Genomic DNA, 18,483 nt, shown 5'->3' with positions numbered 1-18,483 from the left:
GCGGTCACATCGACAAGAGGGTTCCGCACACGACGTCCGAGAGAATGGTGTGCGGAACCCTCTTCTCGTTGCGCCGGTCAGGAGTTCGGCGTGGGTGATCAACGGGGGAGGAGCACGGTTCCGGCGAGTTGGCCGAATCGTGGTGCGGCAGCCGGATCGAAACCGGTTCCCTGGCCGCCGTCGAGCACCACCGCGAGGGCCGCGTGGACCCGCACGCGGGCCGTCGCGTCGTCACGCGCATCCACCGGGACGCTGCTGCCGGGTGTCCCCGCGTCGCGGACGAGCCGCGCCCACCGGTCGAGCTGCCGACGTTGGGAGCGGCGCAGTTGATGCCGGTCCTCGGCGTCGATCGCCCCCAGCTCCGAGTGGTAGAGCATCAGGTCGGGCCCGTGGGAGAACGCGATCGACACGTACGCGTCGAGCATGTCGGTGAGGGCGTCGGCGGGGTCGGTCTCGGCACTGTTCAGCGCGGCGTGACTGTCCAGCAGCCCCTCCACCAGCGTGGCGGTCCGGTTCACGGCAGCGGTCAACAGCGCCGACTTACCGGGGAAATGTCGGTAGAGCGCGGACGCGGCGACGCCGACATCGGCGCCGATCGACTCCATCGACACACTGTCGTAGCCCGACGAATGGAACCTGGCGATCGCGGCGGTGATGGCACCTTCGCGGGTCGCCGCGCCCCCGCGAAGACGAGGGACACTGCCGCCGCCGGAGCGCAGACCGGTGCTCCCGCCGCTGCCGCTGCTGGAGCGCAGACCGCTGCTCCCGCCGCTGCTCCCGCTGCTGCCGCCGCTGGTGCTGCGGGTGCTGGCACTGCCGCCCCCGTTGCTGCCGGGGCGCTGCGGCGGGGCCACCGTCGCGAGGTCGTCGGCGATCGAGGTCATGAGCGCGACCGCGTCGGCGTCGGCCAGCTCGATCCGATGATGGCCGAGCGAGGCGATACACGAGAGGATCGCCGCAGCTGCCGAGCTCGAGCCGGCCGGGTGGCCGTCTCGTCGTCGTCCCCGAACGGCGTCGGCGAGCCGGCGCCGCACGTGGGCGTCGACCTCGAGCACCGCGGCGCGATCCTCGGGCGTGAGGTAGCGCCCCTGCCAGCGATACAGCGCCGCCCGCGACCGGTGGCCCAGCGTGGTGCGCGTGATGGACGCGACCATCTCCTCGAGGGTCGGTGGCGTGTCGGGGCCGGATACGGCTGCCGCGACCGTGGATTCGGAGGCCGCCTCGAGTGCCAGGGCCAGGGTGGCGACGGCATCGCGGAACATCTCGTACTTCCCCGGCACGTGCCGGTAGAGCGCGCCGGGAGTGACCGCGAGTCGCTCGGCGATGTGCTCGACCCGCGTGGAGTGATACCCGCGACGGGTGAACTCGTCGGCAGCCACCAGCGCTATATCCGCACGTCGAGAGCCCTCATCGGGCGCACAGAGCGACGCGATCGGCGTCTCGGGATGCGTGGGCGAGGAGGTCACGAAGGCTCGGCTCTCGGGTTGGTCGGAAGCGGGGTGTGATCTTGACAACAGCGGTTACAGTGGCCATAGTAAACCCCAATTCACAGATATATGTGATCGAATCTACGTAGTCGGTGCTCCGGCGACAGTTAATTCCACAAGCAAACGCGGAAGGGAACTCCCACCCATGTCAGTGCCCGAGGCCTTCATCTACGACGCGGTGCGCACGCCCCGCGGACGGGGCAAGTCCAGCGGTTCGCTCCACAGCGTCGCGCCGATCGATCTCGCGGTCGGAGTGCTGCAGTCCCTGGTGGAGCGCAACGCCAGCCTTGATCCGGCGCAGATCGAGGACGTGGTCATGGGCATCGTCGGCCCGGTCGGTGAGCAGGGTGCGGTGCTGCCGCGGATCGCGGCGATCGCCGCCGGGCTGCCGGAGACCGTGGCCGGCGTCCAGGAGAACCGCTTCTGTGCCTCGGGCCTGGAGGCGGTCAACCTGGCCGCGCAGAAGGTCCGCGCCGGTTGGGAGGACCTGGTGATCGCCGGCGGCGTCGAGTCGATGTCGCGCGTGCCGATGGGTTCCGACGGTGGCGCGTGGGCGCAGAACCCGCGCGTCAACTACTCCACGTCGTTCGTCCCGCAGGGCATCGGCGCCGACTTGATCGCCACGATCGAGGGTTTCGGCCGCCGTGACGTGGACGAGTTCGCCGCCCGCTCGCAGGAGCTCGCCTCCGCGGCCTGGGACGACGGCCGGTTCGCGCGCTCGGTGATCCCCGTGGTGGACCTGGCCGGGCAGGTCATGCTCGACCATGACGAGCACATCCGCCGCGGTACCACCGCGGACGACCTGGCGTCCCTGAAGCCCTCGTTCGCCGCGCTCGGTGAGCAGGCGGGGTTCGACGCCGTGGCGCTGCAGAAGTACCACGCGGTGGAGAAGATCGACCACGTCCACCACGCCGGTAACTCGTCGGGCATCGTCGACGGCGCCACGGCGATGCTGATCGGCAACGCCGCCGCCGGCGAGCGCAACGGCCTGACCCCGCGCGCCCGGATCATCTCGGCGGCCGTGATCGGCTCGGAGCCGACCATCATGCTGACCGGGCCGACGCCGGCCGCGCGCAAGGCGTTGGCCAAGGCGGGTCTGACGATCGACGACATCGACCTGTTCGAGGTCAACGAGGCGTTCGCCGCGGTCCCGATGAAGTTCGCCAAGGACCTCGATGTCCCGATGGAGAAGATCAACGTCAACGGCGGCGCGATCGCCATGGGCCACCCGCTCGGCGCCACTGGCGCGATGATCCTCGGCACCGCGCTGGACGAGCTCGAACGCCGCGATGCCCGTTACGCCCTGGCGACCCTGTGCGTGGGCGCCGGTATGGGCATCGCCACTGTCATCGAACGTCTCTAGACCCCGCGCCGGCCGCATACCTGACAAGGACGAGAAAACCTCTCATGAGCAGCGATTTCACCAACACCATCCAGTATGAGCGCGACGCCGATGGCGTCGTCGTCCTGACCATGGACGACCCGGACCAGAGCGCCAACACCATGAACGCCGACTACCTGGCCTCCATGGAGGCCGCCGTCGACCGACTCGAGTCCGAGTCCGACGACATCACCGGGGTCGTGCTCACCTCGGCCAAGAAGACCTTCTTCGCCGGGGGCGACCTCGGCGACATCCTGTCGATCCCCGCTGACGGCGCGGACGCGGCGATCGAGACCGTCGAGCGGGCCAAGGCCCCGCTTCGGCGCCTGGAGACCCTGGGCAAGCCGGTGGTGGCCGCCATCAACGGCGCCGCGTTGGGCGGGGGCCTGGAGATCGCGCTGGCCGCGCACCACCGCATCGTCGTGGACTCCCCGGCCGTGCAGCTCGGCCTGCCCGAGGTGGGCCTGGGCCTGCTGCCCGGCGGCGGCGGGATCGTCCGCACCGTCCGCATGCTGGGCGTGGCCAATGCGCTCATGGGAGTTCTGCTGGAGGGCAAGCGCATGCGGCCCGGCCAGGCCTTGGAGATGGGCCTGGTCGACGAGCTCGTCGCGGGCCCCGGGGATCTGGTGCCGGCCGCCAAGGCGTGGATCGCCGCCAACGCAGACGATGCGGAGGCCGCGACCCAGCCCTGGGACCGCAAGGGTTACCGCATGCCCGGCGGAACTCCGTCGAGCCCGGCGCTCGCGGCCAACCTGCCCGCCTTCCCGGCGATGCTGCGTAAGCAGCTCAAGGGCGCGCCGTACCCCGCGCCGGTGGCCATCATGTCGGCGGCCGTCGAGGGTGCCGGCCTGGATTTCGACACCGCGTCCAAGGTCGAGGCCCGCTACTTCGCCGAGCTGGCCACCGGGCAGACCGCCAAGAACATGATCCGGGCGTTCTTCTTCGACCTGCAGAAGGCCAACGGCCTGGCCAAGAAATACGGCTCTGCCGACCGTGCGCCCATCGACAAGGTCGTGGTGTTGGGCGCGGGCATGATGGGCGCCGCGATCGCCTACGTGTGCGCCAAGGCCGGCATCCAGGTGGTCCTCAAGGACATCGACCAGTCCGCCGCCGAGCGCGGTAAGGGCTACTCCGAGAAGCTCGTGGCCAAGACGGTCTCCCGCGCCGCCGAGGGACAGGCCCGGGAGAAGGCGCAGGCCAAGGGCGACGCCCTGCTGGCCCGCATCACGCCCACCACCGACCCGGCCGCGGCCGATGGTGCGCAGGCCGTGATCGAGGCGGTGTTCGAGGACCCGAAGGTCAAGGAGCAGGTGTTCGCGGAGATCGCACCGCACATCGCGCCGGACGCGCTCCTGTGCTCGAACACCTCGACCCTGCCCATCACCCTGCTCGCGAAGGGCGTGGACCGGCCGGCCGACTTCATCGGACTGCACTTCTTCTCACCCGTCGACAAGATGCCGCTGGTCGAGATCATCAAGGGCGCCGAGACTTCCGAGGACACCCTCGGGCGGGCCCTGGCCCTGGTCGCCGCGATCTCCAAGACCCCGATCGTCGTCAACGACTCGCGTGGCTTCTTCACCTCCCGCGTGATCGGCACCTTCACAGGCGAGGGCATGGCGCTGCTGGCCGAGGGCGTTCCCGCCTCCACCATCGAGCAGGCCTCCTCGCAGGCCGGCTACCCGGCACCCGTCCTGGCCCTGATGGACGAGCTCACCCTGACCCTGCCCCGCAAGATCCGGGACGAGACCCGGCAGGCCGCCGAGGCCGAGGGCACACCGCTTCCGGCCCACCCTGCCGACCAGGTGCTCGACCGGATGATCGACGAGTACGACCGCAAGGGCCGCTCGTCCGGGGCCGGGTTCTACGAGTACTCCGACGGCAAGCGCGCCGGACTGTGGCCAGGTCTGGCCGAGGCGTTCGGCGGCGACGCCGAGATTCCGCTGCAGGACGCGATCGACCGCATGCTGTTCGCCGAGGCGATCGAGACGGTCAAGTGCCTGGACGAGGGCGTGCTCGAGACCACGACCGACGCCAACGTCGGCTCGATCCTCGGCATCGGTTTTCCTGGCTGGACCGGCGGCGTCGCCCGCTACATGGACCAGTACCCCGGCGGCCTGCCCGGATTCGTCGCCCGCGCCGAGGAACTCACCGCGAGGTACGGCGAGCGGTTCACCCCGCCCGCCTCGCTGCGCTCCAAAGCCGCCTCCGGCGGCACGTACGAGGAGGTCCAGCCGTGATCCGCACCCGCTTCACCGAGGAGTTCGGGGTCCGTCATCCGATTGTCCAGGGCGGGATGATGTGGGTCGGCCGCGCCGAGCTCGCGGCCGCGGTGTCCAACGCCGGCGCGCTGGGCATCATCACCGGGCTCACGCAGCCCACCCCGGAGGACCTGGTTCGCGAGATCGCCCGGTGCCGGGAGATGACCGACCAGCCGTTCGGTGTGAACCTGACGATCCTGCCCGCGATCACTCCGCCGCCCTACGCCGAGTACCGGCAGGCCATCGTGGAATCGGGCGTGAAGATCGTCGAGACCGCCGGATCCAATCCGAAGGACCACCTGCCGGTGTTCCACGAGGCCGGCATCAAGGTGATCCACAAGTGCACCTCGGTGCGGCACGCGGTCAAGGCCGAGCAGCTCGGCGTGGACGCGGTGTCGATCGACGGCTTCGAGTGCGCCGGCCACCCCGGCGAGGACGACGTGCCGGGCCTGGTCCTCATCCCGGCCGCCGCGGCCAAGCTGACCATCCCGATCCTGGCCTCCGGCGGTATCGCCGACGCCCGGGGGATGGTCGCGGCGCTGGCCCTGGGCGCGGACGGCGCCAACATGGGCACCCGGTTCATGTGCACGGCCGAGTCCCCGGTCGACGAGGCGGTCAAACAGCAGATCGTCGCCAACACCGAGCTCGACACCAAGCTCATCTTCCGCACGCTGCGCAACACCGCACGAGTGGCGGCCAACGCGATCTCCGCAGAGGTCGTGGCCAAGGAGGCCGAGGGTGCGGAGTTCTCCGACATTCAGCACCTGGTGGCCGGCGCCCGCGGGCGCAAGGTCTTCGAGGACGGCGATCTCGACGCCGGTATCTGGACCGCCGGACAATGCCAGGGCCTGATCGACGACATCCCCACCGCGGCCGAACTCGTCGACCGCATGATGAGCGAGGCCGAGGAGATCATCACCTCCCGCCTGGCCGGGATGGTCGAGGCCACGGAGGCAGCGCGATGACCGTCACCGGACACGACGCCGTCAAGGTCGAGCGGGACGACCTGGGCGTGGTCACCATCAGCATCAACCGGCCCGACCGCATGAACGCGCTCGACCACCACACGGTCACCGCGCTGACCGAACTCATCACCGAACACTCCTCGGATCCCGCGACCCGTGTGATCATCTTGGCCGGCGAGGGCGCCGCCTTCACCACCGGCGCCGATCTGCAGGCCATCAAGGAGGCCGGCGCCGACGCCCCCACGCCCGAGGTGACCATGGACAGTGCCGCCGCACTCGTGCGGGCGGTGCTGACCGCGCCGGTGCCGGTGATCGCGGCGGTCAACGGCCCCGCGGCCGGCGTCGGGGTCTCACTCGCGTTGGCCTCGGACCTGATGCTCATGGCGGACGACGCCTACCTGCTGCTGGCGTTCACCAACATCGGCCTGATGCCCGACGGCGGTGCGAGCGTGCTCCTGCCGGCGTCGGTCGGCCGGGCGGTCGCCTCCCGGATGCTCCTGCGCGGCGACGCCGTGTCGGCGGCGGAGGCGAAAGACGTCGGGCTGGCCGTCGAGGTGCTGCCCGCCGCGGACCTGCGCGCCGCGGCCACCAAGGTCGCCCGCCGCCTGGCCCGCGGCCCGCGCCGTGCCCTGGAGCTGACCAAGCGGTCCGTCACCGGCGCGACCCTGGCCGAGCTCGACGCCGCACTGGCCCGCGAGCACGAGGGCCAGTGCGAGCTGCTGGTGTCCGCCGACTTCGCCGAGGGCGTCTCCTCGATCCTCGAGAAACGACGCCCCGACTTCTCCTGACCGCACGACCGTTCCGCCCTCCCACCGCACCGACGAAAGGCCGAGACCATGACCACCGCCACGGACCCCATCGCGGACCTCCACGCCGCCCGGCGCAACACCTGGAACACGTGGGTGGGCACCCACGCCGAGATGAACCCCGACGGGGAGGCCCTGCGGTTCGTGGGCCAGACCACCACGTGGAAGCAGCTGGACGAGCGCAGCGGTCGCTTCGCCGACGCGCTCGCGCGACGCGGGGTCGGCAAGGGCGACCGGGTCATGCTCATCACGCTCAACAACCCCGAGTTCATCGAGGCGGTTCTGGGCATCAACGAACTCGGCGCCATCGCGGTGCCGGTGAACTTCCGGCTCACCCCGGGCGAGCTCGCCTACCTGGTCAGCGACTGCACGCCGAAGGTCGTCGTCACCGACGCCATGCTCGCCCCGCTGGTCGGCGCCATCCGCGCCCAGGGCGAGGAGCCGGGTGAGCACATCGTGATCGGGGGCGAGCGCGGTGTGGACGCCCAGACCACCTACGCGGACGCGATCGCCGAGGAGGGCGCGCCCCACGAGCCGGTCGACGTCCCCGAGGACGCGACCTCGCTGATCATGTACACCTCCGGCACCACGGGCCGACCCAAGGGCGCGATGCTCTCCTACGAGAACATGACGGCCCAGGCGCTCACGTGCATCCGCGTGTTCCGTCTCTTCGACGAGGAGGGGCGGGCGCTGTGCGCCGCCCCGATGTTCCACATCGCGGCGCTCGGCTCGATCGCCCCGAGTCTCCAGCTCGGCGGGACCACCGTGATCCACCCGCTGCAGGCGTTCGACCCGGCCGCACTCCTCGACACACTCGAGGCGGAGCAGATCACCAGCATCTTCCTGGTGCCGGTGCAGTGGCAGGCCGTCTGCGCCGAGCAGCAGGCCCGCCCGAGGAACCTGGTCTTGCGCAACATCTCCTGGGGCGCCGCGCCGTCGACCGACACGATCCTGCGCGCGATGTCGGAGACGTTCCCGGACGCCCTCAACTGCGCTGTCTTCGGCCAGACCGAGATGAGCCCCATCACCTGCGCCCTCGACGGCGACGACGCGATCCGCAAACTCGGCTCCGTCGGCAAGGTCATCCCCACGATCCAGGCCCGGGTCGTCGACGGCTTCGGTGAGCCCGTCGCCCCCGGCGAGGTCGGGGAGATCGTCTACCGCGGCCCCACCACCATGTCCGGCTACTGGAACAAGCCGTCCGAGACCGCCGAGGCCTTCGACGGCGGCTGGTTCCACTCCGGCGACCTGGTCCGCATGGACCCCGAGGGCTTCGTCTACGTGGTGGACCGCAAGAAGGACATGCTGATCTCCGGCGGTGAGAACATCTACTGCGCCGAGGTGGAGAACGTCATCGCCGGCCACGAGCGCATCCGTGAGGTCGCCGTGATCGGCCGCAAGGACGACAAGTGGGGCGAGGTCCCGGTCGCGGTGGTCGCGCTCAACGACTCGGAGGGCCCGGACCTGCGACTGGAGGAGCTCACCGAGTGGCTGCGCGACAAGCTCGCCGGCTTCAAGCTCCCCAAGCACCTGGTGGTCATCGACGAGCTGCCCCGCAACGCCAGCGGCAAGGTCGTCAAGGGCACGCTCCGGTCCGATCACGGCACCGTCGGCGTCTGACCCGGCTGTAGACCCATGACCTTCCACCTGCCCACCGGCCGCGGCCCGGTCACCGACCTGTCGGGCCAGGTCGGCTCGCTCGTCGGGTTCTCGGTGTTCACGCTGCTGGCGTGCGTGAAGACGGTGGCGCGCGGACGGCTCTCGTTGACCGAGACCCGTGACCAGGCACTGTTCATCGCGCGCGTCTGCTCGATCCCGGCACTGCTGCTCATGCTGCCGGTGGGCGTGCTCGTCGCGGTGTCGGTGGGGGAGATGGCCGGCCGACTGGGGGCGGCCGGCTATGCGGGGGCCGTGGTGGCGTTCGTGGTGGTGGGCCAGGCCTCGGCCCTGGTGTGTGCGCTCATGCTCGCCGGGGTCGGGGGCTCGGCGATCTGCGCGGACCTGGGGTCGCGGACCATCCGCGAGGAGGTCGAGGCGATGGAGGTCATGGGACTCGACGTGGTGGAGCGGCTGGTCGTGCCGCGGGTGATCGCCACGATCCTGGTGGCGGTGGTGATGTGTGCGTTGGTCACCGCCATGGGCGTGGTCGCCTGCCTGATCTACCAGGTGTACGGCCAGGGGGAGTCGGCCGGCGCGTTCCTACAGACGTTGAGCGCGTACGGCCGACCGTCCGATCTGTGGATGGCGATGATCAAGTCGATCGCCTTCGCGATCGTCTCCGCACTCATCGCCACGTTCAAGGGGCTGCACGCGAGCGGGGGCTCGAGTGGTGTCGCGGACGCGGTCAACGAGACGGTCGTGCTGGCGTTCGTCACGGTCTTCGTCATCAACACGGTCTTCTCCGCGGTCTACGGTCTCGTGGTGCCCTCGGTCGGAAAGTACTAGAGGGGCGCGGGGGCCATGGGGGGATTCGGGGTAGCGCAGACCACGGCGTGGCAGCGTGCACGCGCGACGCGCGTCGCCGGGCGCGTGGGCCGTGTCGGCACGGCGATGGCCGAGGTCGGCCGGCATGTGACGTTCGCGGGCAAGGTCCTGGTGTCCCTGCCCACGGCGCTCGTGCGTTACCGCGGTCAGGTTGTCCGCGAGGTCGTGGACGTGGGCTTCGGTTCCAAGTCGCTGGTCGCGGGCGGCGGCACGGTGGGGATCGTGCTGGCGATGTCGGCGGTCGCGGCGATCATGGTCGGCGTCGAGACCTACCGCGGCCTCGACCTGATCGGCATGACCACCCTGTCGGGGATGCTCTCGGCGATGGCCAACACGCGCGAGCTCGCGCCGGTGGTGGCCTCGATCGCGCTCGCGGCGAAGGTCGGCACGGGCTTCACCGCGAGACTCGGCTCGATGCGGATCTCGGATGAGATCGACGCGCTCGACTCCATGTCCGTGCCCACGATCCCGTATCTGGCGGGCACGCGCCTGATCGCCACGATGATCTGCATCGTGCCGCTGTACGCGATCGGCCTGGTCGCCACCTACATCGCGACCCGGGTGGTGGTCGTCTACGTCAACGGCGGCTCGGCCGGCACGTACGACCACTTCTTCAACATCACGCTCGGCCCCGAGGACGTGCTCTATTCGCTCGTCAAGGCGGTGGTGTTCGCGGCGGTGATCGTGCTGGTGCACTGCAGCTACGGCTACTACGCCACGGGCGGTCCGGAGGGGGTCGGCCGCGCGGCGGGACGGGCGCTGCGGACGTCCATCCTGGCGATCGGCTTCCTCGACATCGTCCTGACCTTCGCGCTCTGGGGCCTGGTGCCCGAGGTGCCGGCGCTGGGGATCACGTGAGGCGGCGTGTGGCGGGGCCGACCCCGGAGAGGACGTTGATCCTGCGCGGCGTGGTGTTCACGATCGTGGCGGTGGTGGTCGGGGTCCTGCTCGTGGGCCGCGGGGCGGGGATGTTCGACACCGGGACCAGAGTGTGGTCGGTGCTGCCGGCCGACGCGGGCCGGATCGCGGTGAACGCGCCGGTCTACCACCTGGGAGTGAAGGTGGGCGACGTCCGGGCGTCGGAGGGGGCCAGGAGCGGTGCCCTCGTCGACGGCCGGGCCGCCGGCGGCGGCGCTGCAGCTAACGACAAGAATTACGACGACGACGTCGCCGAGCCCGGCACCCGCATCGAGATGCTCATCGGCGACGAGTTCGCCGACCGCATTCCCTCGAACGTGCTGGTGCGGGCCGTGCCGCGGACTCTGTTCGGGGACATCCGGCTGGATCTGGTGTCGCCTCCGGTGCCGGAAGGCGCCACCCCGCGAGCCTTCTCGACCGGCGCCACGGTGACCGACGGCGAGCAGATCCCGGCCGACGGTTCCGATGAGGCGGTGCTGCTCTATGACGTGTTCACCCGCGCGAGCGACCTGCTGGTCGCGATCGAGCCGGAGAAGATGCAGATCACGCTCACCGCGCTCGCCCGCGCGCTGGACGGCCGCGGCGAGATGCTGGGTCGCACAATCGAGGACGCTGACCGTGCCGGTGCCGAACTGGCGCCGGCGCTGGAGAACGCCGCCGCGGCCTCGCCCGCACTGGCCGCACTCACCGAGGACCTGGCCGGCGCGACGCCGCAGATCCTCGAGACACTGCAGGAGGCCACGCGATTGTCGCAGATCGTCCTCGACCGGCCGGGTTCGCTGCGCCGACTACTCGACGCCGGGCTCGCGGCCGCCGGGTCGGGCGCGGTCATGGCGGACCGGACCGTCCCCGGCGCGATCCGGCTCGTGGGCGACACCGGGGTGGTGTTCGACCACACCGCACGCAATCCGCACGGGGTGATCAACACCCTGTACGCGATGCGGCCGATGGGTGAGGCCGGCGCGGCCGCCTTCTCGACCGGGCGGTTCAACATCACTGCCGTGCCGTCGTTCGCCGACCCGATGCCCTACGGCCCGCAGGACTGCCCGCGCCACCCCGGCCTGGCCGGGTCGACGTGTACCGGCGCGCCCGCGACCGAGCACGATCCCGGGCTCACGGTCAACGCCGCCGGCGAGCGCGAGGTCCTCCGCGAACTCCAGGCAGCCGCGGCGACGGACCCCGGGACGCCGGTGCCGCCGCCCGCCGATCCGGCCGCGGATCCGGCGGCCGCCGCGTGGACGATGCTGGGTCCTCTCGTCCGGGGGACCGAGGTGGCGATCCGATGACCTCACGCAAGGGTCTGTGGCCCGCCCTGAAACTGTTCGCTTACTGCCTGACCGGTGTGCTGTGCACCATTCTCGTGGTCAACACGCTGCGCGTTCCCGTGGGCTGGGGCGCCCGCTCCTACAGCGCCGAGTTCACCGACGTCGGTGGCCTGGGCGACGGCTCGGAGGTCACGGTGGCCGGCGTGCGCGTGGGTCAGGTGCTGGGCGTCAAGCGCGAGATCGGGCCGGACGGCGACGTGATCGCGGTGGTCGACTTCGAGGTCGAGCGCTCGCACCCGGTCACCGACGGTGCACAGGCGTCGGTCCGTTACGGCGACATGCTGGGGATCCGGTACCTGTCGCTGGACCCCACCGCGGACGGGGCGCCGGCGGTGGGCGGCGCGGCCGAGCTCGCCGAGGACTCCGTGATCCCGTTGTCCGCGACCACTGATCCGGTGGATCTGACCGCGCTGGTCAACGGGTTCAAGCCGCTGTTCGAGGCGGTGAGCCCGGAGGAGGTCAACACCCTGTCGACCACAGTCGTGGCCGCGTTCCAGGGCGAGCCCGGGGCGATGGACGTCCTGCTCGCGCGGCTCGCGCTGCTGAGCCGGGACATCCTGGGCCGCGAAGACGTGTACGTCCGTCTGGCTGACAATATCGAGGCGCTCAATTCCACGCTCGTCGACCGAGGGGCGGACCTGCAGGAGCTCATCCGCGGCCTCGACACGGTCGCCGGCGCTCTCGCCGACGGGGACGGCCGGGAGCTGGCGCTACTCCTCGACCGCGGCGGCAGCTCCGTGGCGACGCTCGCCGCGATGCTGGACGAGACCGACGCCGACCTGCGGGCGAGCATCGAGGCGGCCCGCCACACCACTGATGGCTGGATCCCCCACACCCCCGCGTTCGATGCCGCGCTGCGGCAGGCCCCGGTGTTCGCCCGCGAGGTCAACACCATCGGTCAGAAGGGCGGGTTCCTCTCGCTCTACATGTGCAACTTCACGGTGAAGCAGGGCGACTGGGAGGCCAGCCTGTTCGGCTACCGGAACTCGGAGGCCTGCCGATGAGACCCCTCACCCTCGTCCGGGAGAGCCTGCTGGATCTGTTCCGCGACCCGCGCCACGAGCGTCGCGGGAACACCGTGCTGGTCGGTGCCGCGTCGATCCTGCTGGTCGTCGCCCTGTTCGCAGCCAGTATGGCCCTGCCCCGTCTCTGGTACGTTTTGCGCACCGAGTACTACTCGGCCGAGTTCCACAACGCCGGTGGCCTCCGGGCCGGCGACCCGGTCCTGGTGGCCGGGGTGCCGAGCGGCCGGGTGGACTCGCTGTCGACCGACGGCAGCCTGGCCGTGGTGGGGTTCCGCCTCGACCGCGGGCAGGACCTCGGCGAGGCCAGCACCGCGACGGTCGGCCTCAAGTCGATTCTCGGCAACCGTTTCCTCGAGGTGGTCCCCGCCGGCGGTGGCGACCTGGGGTCGGACAGGCGCATCGGGGTCGCCCGGACCACATCGCCCTACATGATCGACGACATGGGCGGCGCGGTGACCGAGCTCGCCGACGGGATCGACGTCGACGCGGTGAGCGCACTCATCGACAACCTGGACAGCATCCTGCCCCAGGACGCCGAGGCGACCGGCGAGGCGATCGACGACATCTCCGCCGCGCTCGGCCTGATGGCGCGCGACGACGACCGCATGTCCCGGGTGATCGCCACGACCCGCGAACTCACCGGGGTGCTGGTGTCCCAGGAGCAGAGCATCAACGCACTCACCGACCAGTCGCTCGTGCTGGTCACCGTGCTCACCCAGCGCCGCGAGGCCCTCAGCGCGATGGTCGCCTCGCTGGAGGAGCTGGCCGACCGGGTCGGCGCACTGCTCGAGGAGAAGTCCGACGACGTGAACCAGCTGCTGGTGAACATGCGCTCGATCAGTGAGACCTATCAGCGCAACATCGAGGTGATGGACGAGGTCCTCACCCGCATGCCGCCCGGCCTCCGCGCCGTCACCGACGCGTCCGGAAACGGCCCGTGGACCGACGTCGCGACGCCCACCGGGCCGATCCCGGACTCCGCGCTCTGTGCACTGGGGGTGATGGACGGATGCAACTGACACGTACACGAGTCCTTACCGTGCTGACGGTCGTCGTCGTCGCCGTCGTCGTCCTCATCTACCTCCTGTCCGGTGCGCGCACCGACGATTGCGTCCGCCTCTCGGCGGACTTCGCCTCGGCCGACGGCGTCTACGTCGGCTCCCAGGTGCGCATCGTCGGCGTCGAGGTGGGGCTGGTCGAGAAGGTCGAACCGATGGGCGACGTCGTGCGCGTCCACCTCACGCTCGACCCCGGCACCGAGCTGCCCGAGGACGTCGGCGCGCTGGTCATGAACCCGGCGGTCATCGCGGACCGGTTCGTCGAGCTGACGCCGGCGTACCAGGGCGGGCCCACGTTCGGGGAGGGCGGCACCATCCCGGCGGACCGCACCCGTGCCCCGCTCGACTTCGACGAGTTCGTCTCCAGCCTCGACACGCTGAGTTCGGCGTTCGCGCCCGGCGCCGAGGAGATGGCCGAGGGCCTCGACCGGGGCGCCGAGGCGCTCGACGGGCGCGGCGGCACCCTGAACCGGGCGATCCGGAACCTGTCCACGGTCTCGGCCGTGGGCGGCGACCGTGCCGAGGACCTCGACGCGATCATCACCGAACTCGCCGTGCTCATGGACGCCGCCGGGGGGCGCGACCAGACCATGCGGGACCTCGTCCTGGGACTCGACGACCTCGGCCGACAGATCCGGCAGGACCAGATCGACGTGGCCGCCCCGGCCGACGATCTGCGCGTGATCCTCGACCAGCTGGACACGATCGTCGCCGAGCGCGGCGAGGACATCACCGCCACCACCGACGCGACCCGTGAGGTCACCGCGATGTACGCCGAGCACCGCGAGGACTTCGCCGAGTTCCTCGACCTGTACCCGGTCATGATGGAGAACCTCGCGATGGGCGTCGGGACGGACGGTCGCGCCCGGATCCGGCTCAACGTCTCGTCCAACATCACGTACTTCGCGCGCGGCCGCGAGCTGTGTGCCCGCGAACCGCTGCCGCTCTGCACCGGCGCCGGGCTGACCAACCCGCTGATGTTTCCCGTGGAACAGAGCGATCCGATCGGGCTGGTCGGCGCATTCGAACGGATCACGGGGGGTGGATGAGCATGCGTGAGACCAGGACCGGACCGCACCTGGTGCGCGGGGTCGTCGTGCTCGTGGGGGTGTTGCTGCTCGTGGCGGCGACGGTGATCGCCCTCAACTCGCCGCGGCTCTCGCTCCAGGCGTGGCCACTGGGCATGGACACTGGCAGCGACTCTGCAGACGTAGAGATGCGTTTCGAGCGGGCCGACCGGCTCGCCCCCGGCGCCGAGGTCCGCTACGGGGAGAGCCTCGTCGGGCGCGTCCGTTCCGTCGACACCGACGGCTCCGATGCCGTGATCGGCGTGCGGCTCGAGGGCGACTCCGGCGTGCCGGCGGATGTGTTCGCCGAGATCCGCCTGCCCACCGCCCTGGGTAGCCCGTTCATCGCGCTCACGCCGCCGCGGGGCGACCGGTCGACGGAGCTCCTCGAGGACACCCGGCTCCTCCCGCTCGCCCGCACCGGCGTGGGGCCCGACCTGGAGTCGAGCCTGGCGTCGCTCGGCCTGCTGCTCAACGGCAGCGGCATCGACCAGCTGGGCACGGTGATGGAGGAGCTCACGATCGCGCTCGACGGGCGCGGCGACGAGATCGCCCGTATCCGCGACCGGGGCGACCGCGCGATCGAACTCTACGAACTACACCGCGACGACATCGATCGCACGATCGTCGCCCTCGACCGGGTCAACTCCGCGCTGGCGGCCCGGCGGGACCTCATCGACCGCGGCATGCAGGTCTCGGCCGACCTCGTCTCCGAGGCCGCGGCCAGCCGCGAGACGATCCTCGCGCTCATGGACACCACCGCCGCGCTGACGGTGCAGGTCGAGGAGTTCACCACGGGTACCGACGGACGGATCGCTCCCTCGCTGGCCACCCTGAAGCTCCTCCTGCAGGACATGGAGGGTTTCGGCGGGGAGGTGGCCCCGACGCTGGACGCGCTGCAGCGTTTCGTCGTCCTGTTCGACGAGGCGATCCGCGGCGACCACATGATGTTCGACGGTGCCCTCGACCTTCCCGGCTCGCTGGATTCACTCGGCACCGGCGGCGAGGCCCGCATGGGAGGCACCCCGTGAACCGCCATATCGCCGCGCAGGCGGTGCTCTTCGCGATCATCTCCGTCGTCGCGATCGCCTTCGGCGTCCGCTACATCACCGAGGACGCGGACGTCTCCCGCGGCTTCCGGGTGGTGGCGCACATGGAGGATGCCCGCGGGATGGGGCCCGGCGTGCGCGTCACGTACCGCGGCGTGGACGTGGGCGTGATCCAGGACGCGATCCTGGACGGTTCGGGTGGGGTCGAGCTCCGGCTGCGCATCCTCGACGGGACGCAGATCCCGGTCGATTCCCCCGCCCGGGTCGTCACGAGCACCGCGCTCGGTGACAACCGGCTCGACGTGCGCCCGGCCGACGACGCCGGGCCGTACCTGCAGGACGGGGATACGCTGCTGGTCCGGCCGGAGGATCAGCCGGCGAAGCTGGAGAATCTCATCGCGGACATCGAGACCTCCCTGCTGGCGCTCGATCCGGAATCCCTGGCCACGATCGGTGACAGCAACGCCGAGGCGTTCGAGGGCAACGGTGAGCGACTCGGTGCGATCATCGAGGACACCGCGACCCTGACAGCGATGCTCGCCGACACCGCCCCGACCCTGCGGGGGCTCGTCGACGACGGGTTGGTCACCGTGCGTGCACTCGCCGAGCGGGACGCCCCGATCTCGGGGGCCGCGACGGTGGCCCGGGACGTGACGGGGCAGCTGGCCCGTCGCGAGGACACCCTCGTCCACCTTCTCGACCGCTCGCCCGAGGCGATGCTGCGGGCGCAGCAACTGCTGGACGCCAATCGGGAGAACGCTGCCGGCCTGCTGGCCAACACCCTGGTCGTGACCCCGGTGTTCCGCGATCGCGGGCCGGCCTGGGAGGCCGGACTGACGCAGGGCGAGCGCGGCCTGCGGGCGCTCGCGGGCACGGTGCGCGACGGCCGGGCCGACTTCCAGCTGGTCGCCACCCAGGGGCCGGTGTGCGTCTACCCGTACGAGCCGCGCGATATCCACGACGAGTCATGGCGGGAGCCGAACCTGCGGCTGTACTGCCCGCCCGCCGAGGACCTCGAACAGCGCGGGTCGCGGGCGGCGCCCCGACCGAACGACGAGGGCCTGGCCGGGGCGACCGAACCCGGCACCCGGATCGGACCGGACATGGCCGAGGACCCGGCGATCATCCCCACCGGCAAGGAGATCGCCGCGTACTGGGCGACGATGATGGAAGGACTGCAGAGCAATGGCGGTTGACAACGAGGCCGCGGCCCCGGAGAACACGAGGACGAAGCCCCGCGCGGGTCGGGCGATCGCGGGACTGGTGATCGTCGTGCTGCTGGTCGCGGTCGGTGTGCTCGGTTATCTGCTCTGGCAGGACCAGCGGCAGGACGCGCTGCGTCAGTCCGCCGCGGATGACACCACACGGCTGGTGATCCAGCTGGCCACCTACGACCACACCGACGTCGATCAGAACCTCGATGCGGTCGTGGCCGAGGCGACCCCGGGCTTCGCGGACCGCTACCGCGAGGTCTCCGAGGGGCTACGCGAACTGCTGGCCAGCGGTGAGGGCACCTCGACAGGGACCGTCACCCACGCCGCGGTGGAGAGCCTCGACGGAGACACCGCCGTCGTCCTGGTGTTCCTCGACCAGGAGGTCACCAACGTCACCGTCCCCGACGGTCGGGTCGACTCCAGTCGCATGGTCGTGACCGTCGTCCGCGACGGCGACCGGTGGCTGCTCGAGGACGCCCAGCTCGCCTGACCCCGGCCGTGCGAGGCCGAGACGATCCACGCACCCGCCGGACGGGCGGGTAGGACCCAGAAGGAGAACCTCCCATGCTCGACGAGCTGCACCGCAACCCCGCGCCGCCGGTCACCCGGGCGCGGCCGCCGCAGATCACCGATGCGATCGATTCGCTCGGCGCCGCCAGTGGCGTGGCCAACGTGATCATGCAGCTGTCCTGGCCCGAGGTGGGCTGGGGCGTGCGCGAGAGCCGGGTCGACACCGGCAACGTGTACAAGCGGCCCTTCAAGCGGGCGCGGACCACGTTCCAGTACCTGGCGGTGGCCACGCTCGGCACCGACGAGGACAAGCGCCTGTACCGGGAGGCCGTCGACCGCGTGCACCGACTCGTGCACTCCACACCCGAGAGTCGGGTCAGGTACAGCGCGATGGACCCCAAGCTCCAGATGTGGGTCGCGGCCTGCCTGTACATCGGGTTCGAGGACGTCTTCGAGTGGCTGCACGGTCCGATGGACGACTCGGATCGGGAGGCCTTCTACGCCTCGGCCCCGACCCTGGGCACGACCCTGCAGGTGCGCCCGGAGCAGTGGCCGGCCACCCGCGCCGATTTCGACGACTACTGGCGCGAGGGCCTGGACCGGATCCGTTTCGACGGTCCGGTCCGCAGGCACCTGATCGGGCTGACGGAGCTGCGGATGCTGCCCCAGCCCGCCAACGCCCTGTTCGGGCGGATCAACAAGTGGGTGACCTCCGGCTTTCTGCACCGCGAGTTCCGCGACGCGATCGGCCTCCCGTGGAGCCCGCGGGACCAGCGGCGGTTCGAGACGTTCCTCGCCGTGACGGCCCGGCTCAACGGCATGCTGCCGGAGTCGATCCGCACGATCAGTTACCGGCTGCTCATCCTCGACCTGCGGTGGCGGCTGCGGACGGGCCGACCCCTGGTGTGAGGCCGGCGGCTGGTGGAGGTGGCGAGA

At 70.7% G+C, this 18,483-nt stretch carries 16 protein-coding genes; 15 read left to right on the top strand and 1 reads right to left on the bottom strand.

Going from position 1 to position 18,483, the window contains the following annotated elements:
* Nucleotides 1–98: 98 nt before the first annotated feature.
* Nucleotides 99–1,466 carry a TetR/AcrR family transcriptional regulator gene (locus ACWIFB_RS08450; protein ID WP_454057976.1) on the bottom strand — a complete coding sequence of 456 codons (1,368 nt, stop codon included), beginning with the start codon at nt 1,464–1,466 and terminating at the stop codon, nt 99–101.
* Nucleotides 1,467–1,632: 166 nt separating this feature from the next.
* Between ACWIFB_RS08450 and ACWIFB_RS08445 the strand changes: the two genes are divergently transcribed.
* From ACWIFB_RS08445 to ACWIFB_RS08375, 15 genes are all read left to right on the top strand, one after another.
* Nucleotides 1,633–2,850, top strand: a complete 1,218-nt coding sequence (locus ACWIFB_RS08445; RefSeq protein ID WP_452098229.1) for an acetyl-CoA C-acetyltransferase — start codon at nt 1,633–1,635, stop codon at nt 2,848–2,850.
* Between the two features lie 44 nt (nt 2,851–2,894).
* Nucleotides 2,895–5,105 carry a 3-hydroxyacyl-CoA dehydrogenase NAD-binding domain-containing protein gene (locus ACWIFB_RS08440; protein WP_454057975.1) on the top strand — a complete coding sequence of 737 codons (2,211 nt, stop codon included), beginning with the start codon at nt 2,895–2,897 and terminating at the stop codon, nt 5,103–5,105.
* Nucleotides 5,105–6,091: an NAD(P)H-dependent flavin oxidoreductase gene (locus tag ACWIFB_RS08435; protein ID WP_452098369.1), complete on the top strand. Its 987-nt coding sequence runs from the start codon at nt 5,105–5,107 to the stop codon at nt 6,089–6,091. The genes ACWIFB_RS08440 and ACWIFB_RS08435 overlap by 1 nt, the downstream gene beginning before the upstream one ends.
* Nucleotides 6,088–6,879 (top strand): enoyl-CoA hydratase, encoded by a 792-nt coding sequence (locus ACWIFB_RS08430; protein WP_454057974.1) that lies wholly within the window; start codon nt 6,088–6,090, stop codon nt 6,877–6,879. Before ACWIFB_RS08435 ends, ACWIFB_RS08430 begins: the two co-directional genes overlap by 4 nt.
* 48 nt (nt 6,880–6,927) lie before the next feature.
* On the top strand, nt 6,928–8,517 hold the full coding sequence (gene fadD5 / locus ACWIFB_RS08425; RefSeq protein ID WP_454057973.1) for a fatty-acid--CoA ligase FadD5: 1,590 nt from the start codon (nt 6,928–6,930) through the stop codon (nt 8,515–8,517).
* 15 nt (nt 8,518–8,532) lie between these two features.
* Complete coding sequence (locus ACWIFB_RS08420; protein WP_452098225.1) at nt 8,533–9,342, top strand: MlaE family ABC transporter permease; 810 nt, start codon at nt 8,533–8,535, stop codon at nt 9,340–9,342.
* A gap of 15 nt (nt 9,343–9,357) precedes the next feature.
* Entirely contained in the window at nt 9,358–10,239 is an 882-nt protein-coding gene (locus tag ACWIFB_RS08415) for an MlaE family ABC transporter permease (protein ID WP_452098224.1), read from the top strand.
* An 8-nt stretch (nt 10,240–10,247) separates the two neighbouring features.
* The gene (locus ACWIFB_RS08410) at nt 10,248–11,585 is read left to right on the top strand and encodes an MCE family protein (protein ID WP_454057972.1); all 1,338 of its coding nucleotides are present in this window, start codon (nt 10,248–10,250) and stop codon (nt 11,583–11,585) included.
* Nucleotides 11,582–12,628 carry an MlaD family protein gene (locus ACWIFB_RS08405; protein ID WP_454057971.1) on the top strand — a complete coding sequence of 349 codons (1,047 nt, stop codon included), beginning with the start codon at nt 11,582–11,584 and terminating at the stop codon, nt 12,626–12,628. The genes ACWIFB_RS08410 and ACWIFB_RS08405 overlap by 4 nt, the downstream gene beginning before the upstream one ends.
* Nucleotides 12,625–13,668, top strand: a complete 1,044-nt coding sequence (locus tag ACWIFB_RS08400) for an MCE family protein (RefSeq protein ID WP_454057970.1) — start codon at nt 12,625–12,627, stop codon at nt 13,666–13,668. Before ACWIFB_RS08405 ends, ACWIFB_RS08400 begins: the two co-directional genes overlap by 4 nt.
* A complete protein-coding gene (locus ACWIFB_RS08395) occupies nt 13,659–14,756 on the top strand; it encodes an MCE family protein (protein WP_454057969.1) in 1,098 nt (365 codons plus the stop codon). Before ACWIFB_RS08400 ends, ACWIFB_RS08395 begins: the two co-directional genes overlap by 10 nt.
* A 2-nt stretch (nt 14,757–14,758) precedes the next feature.
* On the top strand, nt 14,759–15,805 hold the full coding sequence (locus ACWIFB_RS08390; protein ID WP_454057968.1) for an MlaD family protein: 1,047 nt from the start codon (nt 14,759–14,761) through the stop codon (nt 15,803–15,805).
* Nucleotides 15,802–17,019 carry an MlaD family protein gene (locus tag ACWIFB_RS08385; protein WP_454057967.1) on the top strand — a complete coding sequence of 406 codons (1,218 nt, stop codon included), beginning with the start codon at nt 15,802–15,804 and terminating at the stop codon, nt 17,017–17,019. Before ACWIFB_RS08390 ends, ACWIFB_RS08385 begins: the two co-directional genes overlap by 4 nt.
* Complete coding sequence (locus ACWIFB_RS08380) at nt 17,009–17,527, top strand: hypothetical protein (RefSeq protein WP_454057966.1); 519 nt, start codon at nt 17,009–17,011, stop codon at nt 17,525–17,527. Before ACWIFB_RS08385 ends, ACWIFB_RS08380 begins: the two co-directional genes overlap by 11 nt.
* Before the next feature lie 74 nt (nt 17,528–17,601).
* Complete coding sequence (locus ACWIFB_RS08375) at nt 17,602–18,456, top strand: oxygenase MpaB family protein (RefSeq protein WP_452098216.1); 855 nt, start codon at nt 17,602–17,604, stop codon at nt 18,454–18,456.
* Nucleotides 18,457–18,483 lie beyond the last annotated feature (27 nt).

The sequence above is a fragment of the Dietzia sp. NPDC055340 genome, from assembly GCF_053645335.1.
The sequence above is the reverse complement of the archived record's forward strand: the minus strand, read 5'-3'. Positions and strand labels throughout refer to the sequence as shown.

What these genes read in the sequence shown, in the direction of transcription:
- ACWIFB_RS08390 (WP_454057968.1), top strand. Translation starts at nt 14,759, where the DNA reads ATGCGTGAGACCAGGACCGGACCGCACCTGGTGCGCGGGGTCGTCGTG.
- ACWIFB_RS08375 (WP_452098216.1), top strand. Translation starts at nt 17,602, where the DNA reads ATGCTCGACGAGCTGCACCGCAACCCCGCGCCGCCGGTCACCCGGGCG.
- ACWIFB_RS08420 (WP_452098225.1), top strand. Translation starts at nt 8,533, where the DNA reads ATGACCTTCCACCTGCCCACCGGCCGCGGCCCGGTCACCGACCTGTCG.
- ACWIFB_RS08380 (WP_454057966.1), top strand. Translation starts at nt 17,009, where the DNA reads ATGGCGGTTGACAACGAGGCCGCGGCCCCGGAGAACACGAGGACGAAG.
- ACWIFB_RS08400 (WP_454057970.1), top strand. Translation starts at nt 12,625, where the DNA reads ATGAGACCCCTCACCCTCGTCCGGGAGAGCCTGCTGGATCTGTTCCGC.
- fadD5 (WP_454057973.1), top strand. Translation starts at nt 6,928, where the DNA reads ATGACCACCGCCACGGACCCCATCGCGGACCTCCACGCCGCCCGGCGC.
- ACWIFB_RS08430 (WP_454057974.1), top strand. Translation starts at nt 6,088, where the DNA reads ATGACCGTCACCGGACACGACGCCGTCAAGGTCGAGCGGGACGACCTG.
- ACWIFB_RS08405 (WP_454057971.1), top strand. Translation starts at nt 11,582, where the DNA reads ATGACCTCACGCAAGGGTCTGTGGCCCGCCCTGAAACTGTTCGCTTAC.
- ACWIFB_RS08440 (WP_454057975.1), top strand. Translation starts at nt 2,895, where the DNA reads ATGAGCAGCGATTTCACCAACACCATCCAGTATGAGCGCGACGCCGAT.
- ACWIFB_RS08445 (WP_452098229.1), top strand. Translation starts at nt 1,633, where the DNA reads ATGTCAGTGCCCGAGGCCTTCATCTACGACGCGGTGCGCACGCCCCGC.
- ACWIFB_RS08395 (WP_454057969.1), top strand. Translation starts at nt 13,659, where the DNA reads ATGCAACTGACACGTACACGAGTCCTTACCGTGCTGACGGTCGTCGTC.
- ACWIFB_RS08415 (WP_452098224.1), top strand. Translation starts at nt 9,358, where the DNA reads ATGGGGGGATTCGGGGTAGCGCAGACCACGGCGTGGCAGCGTGCACGC.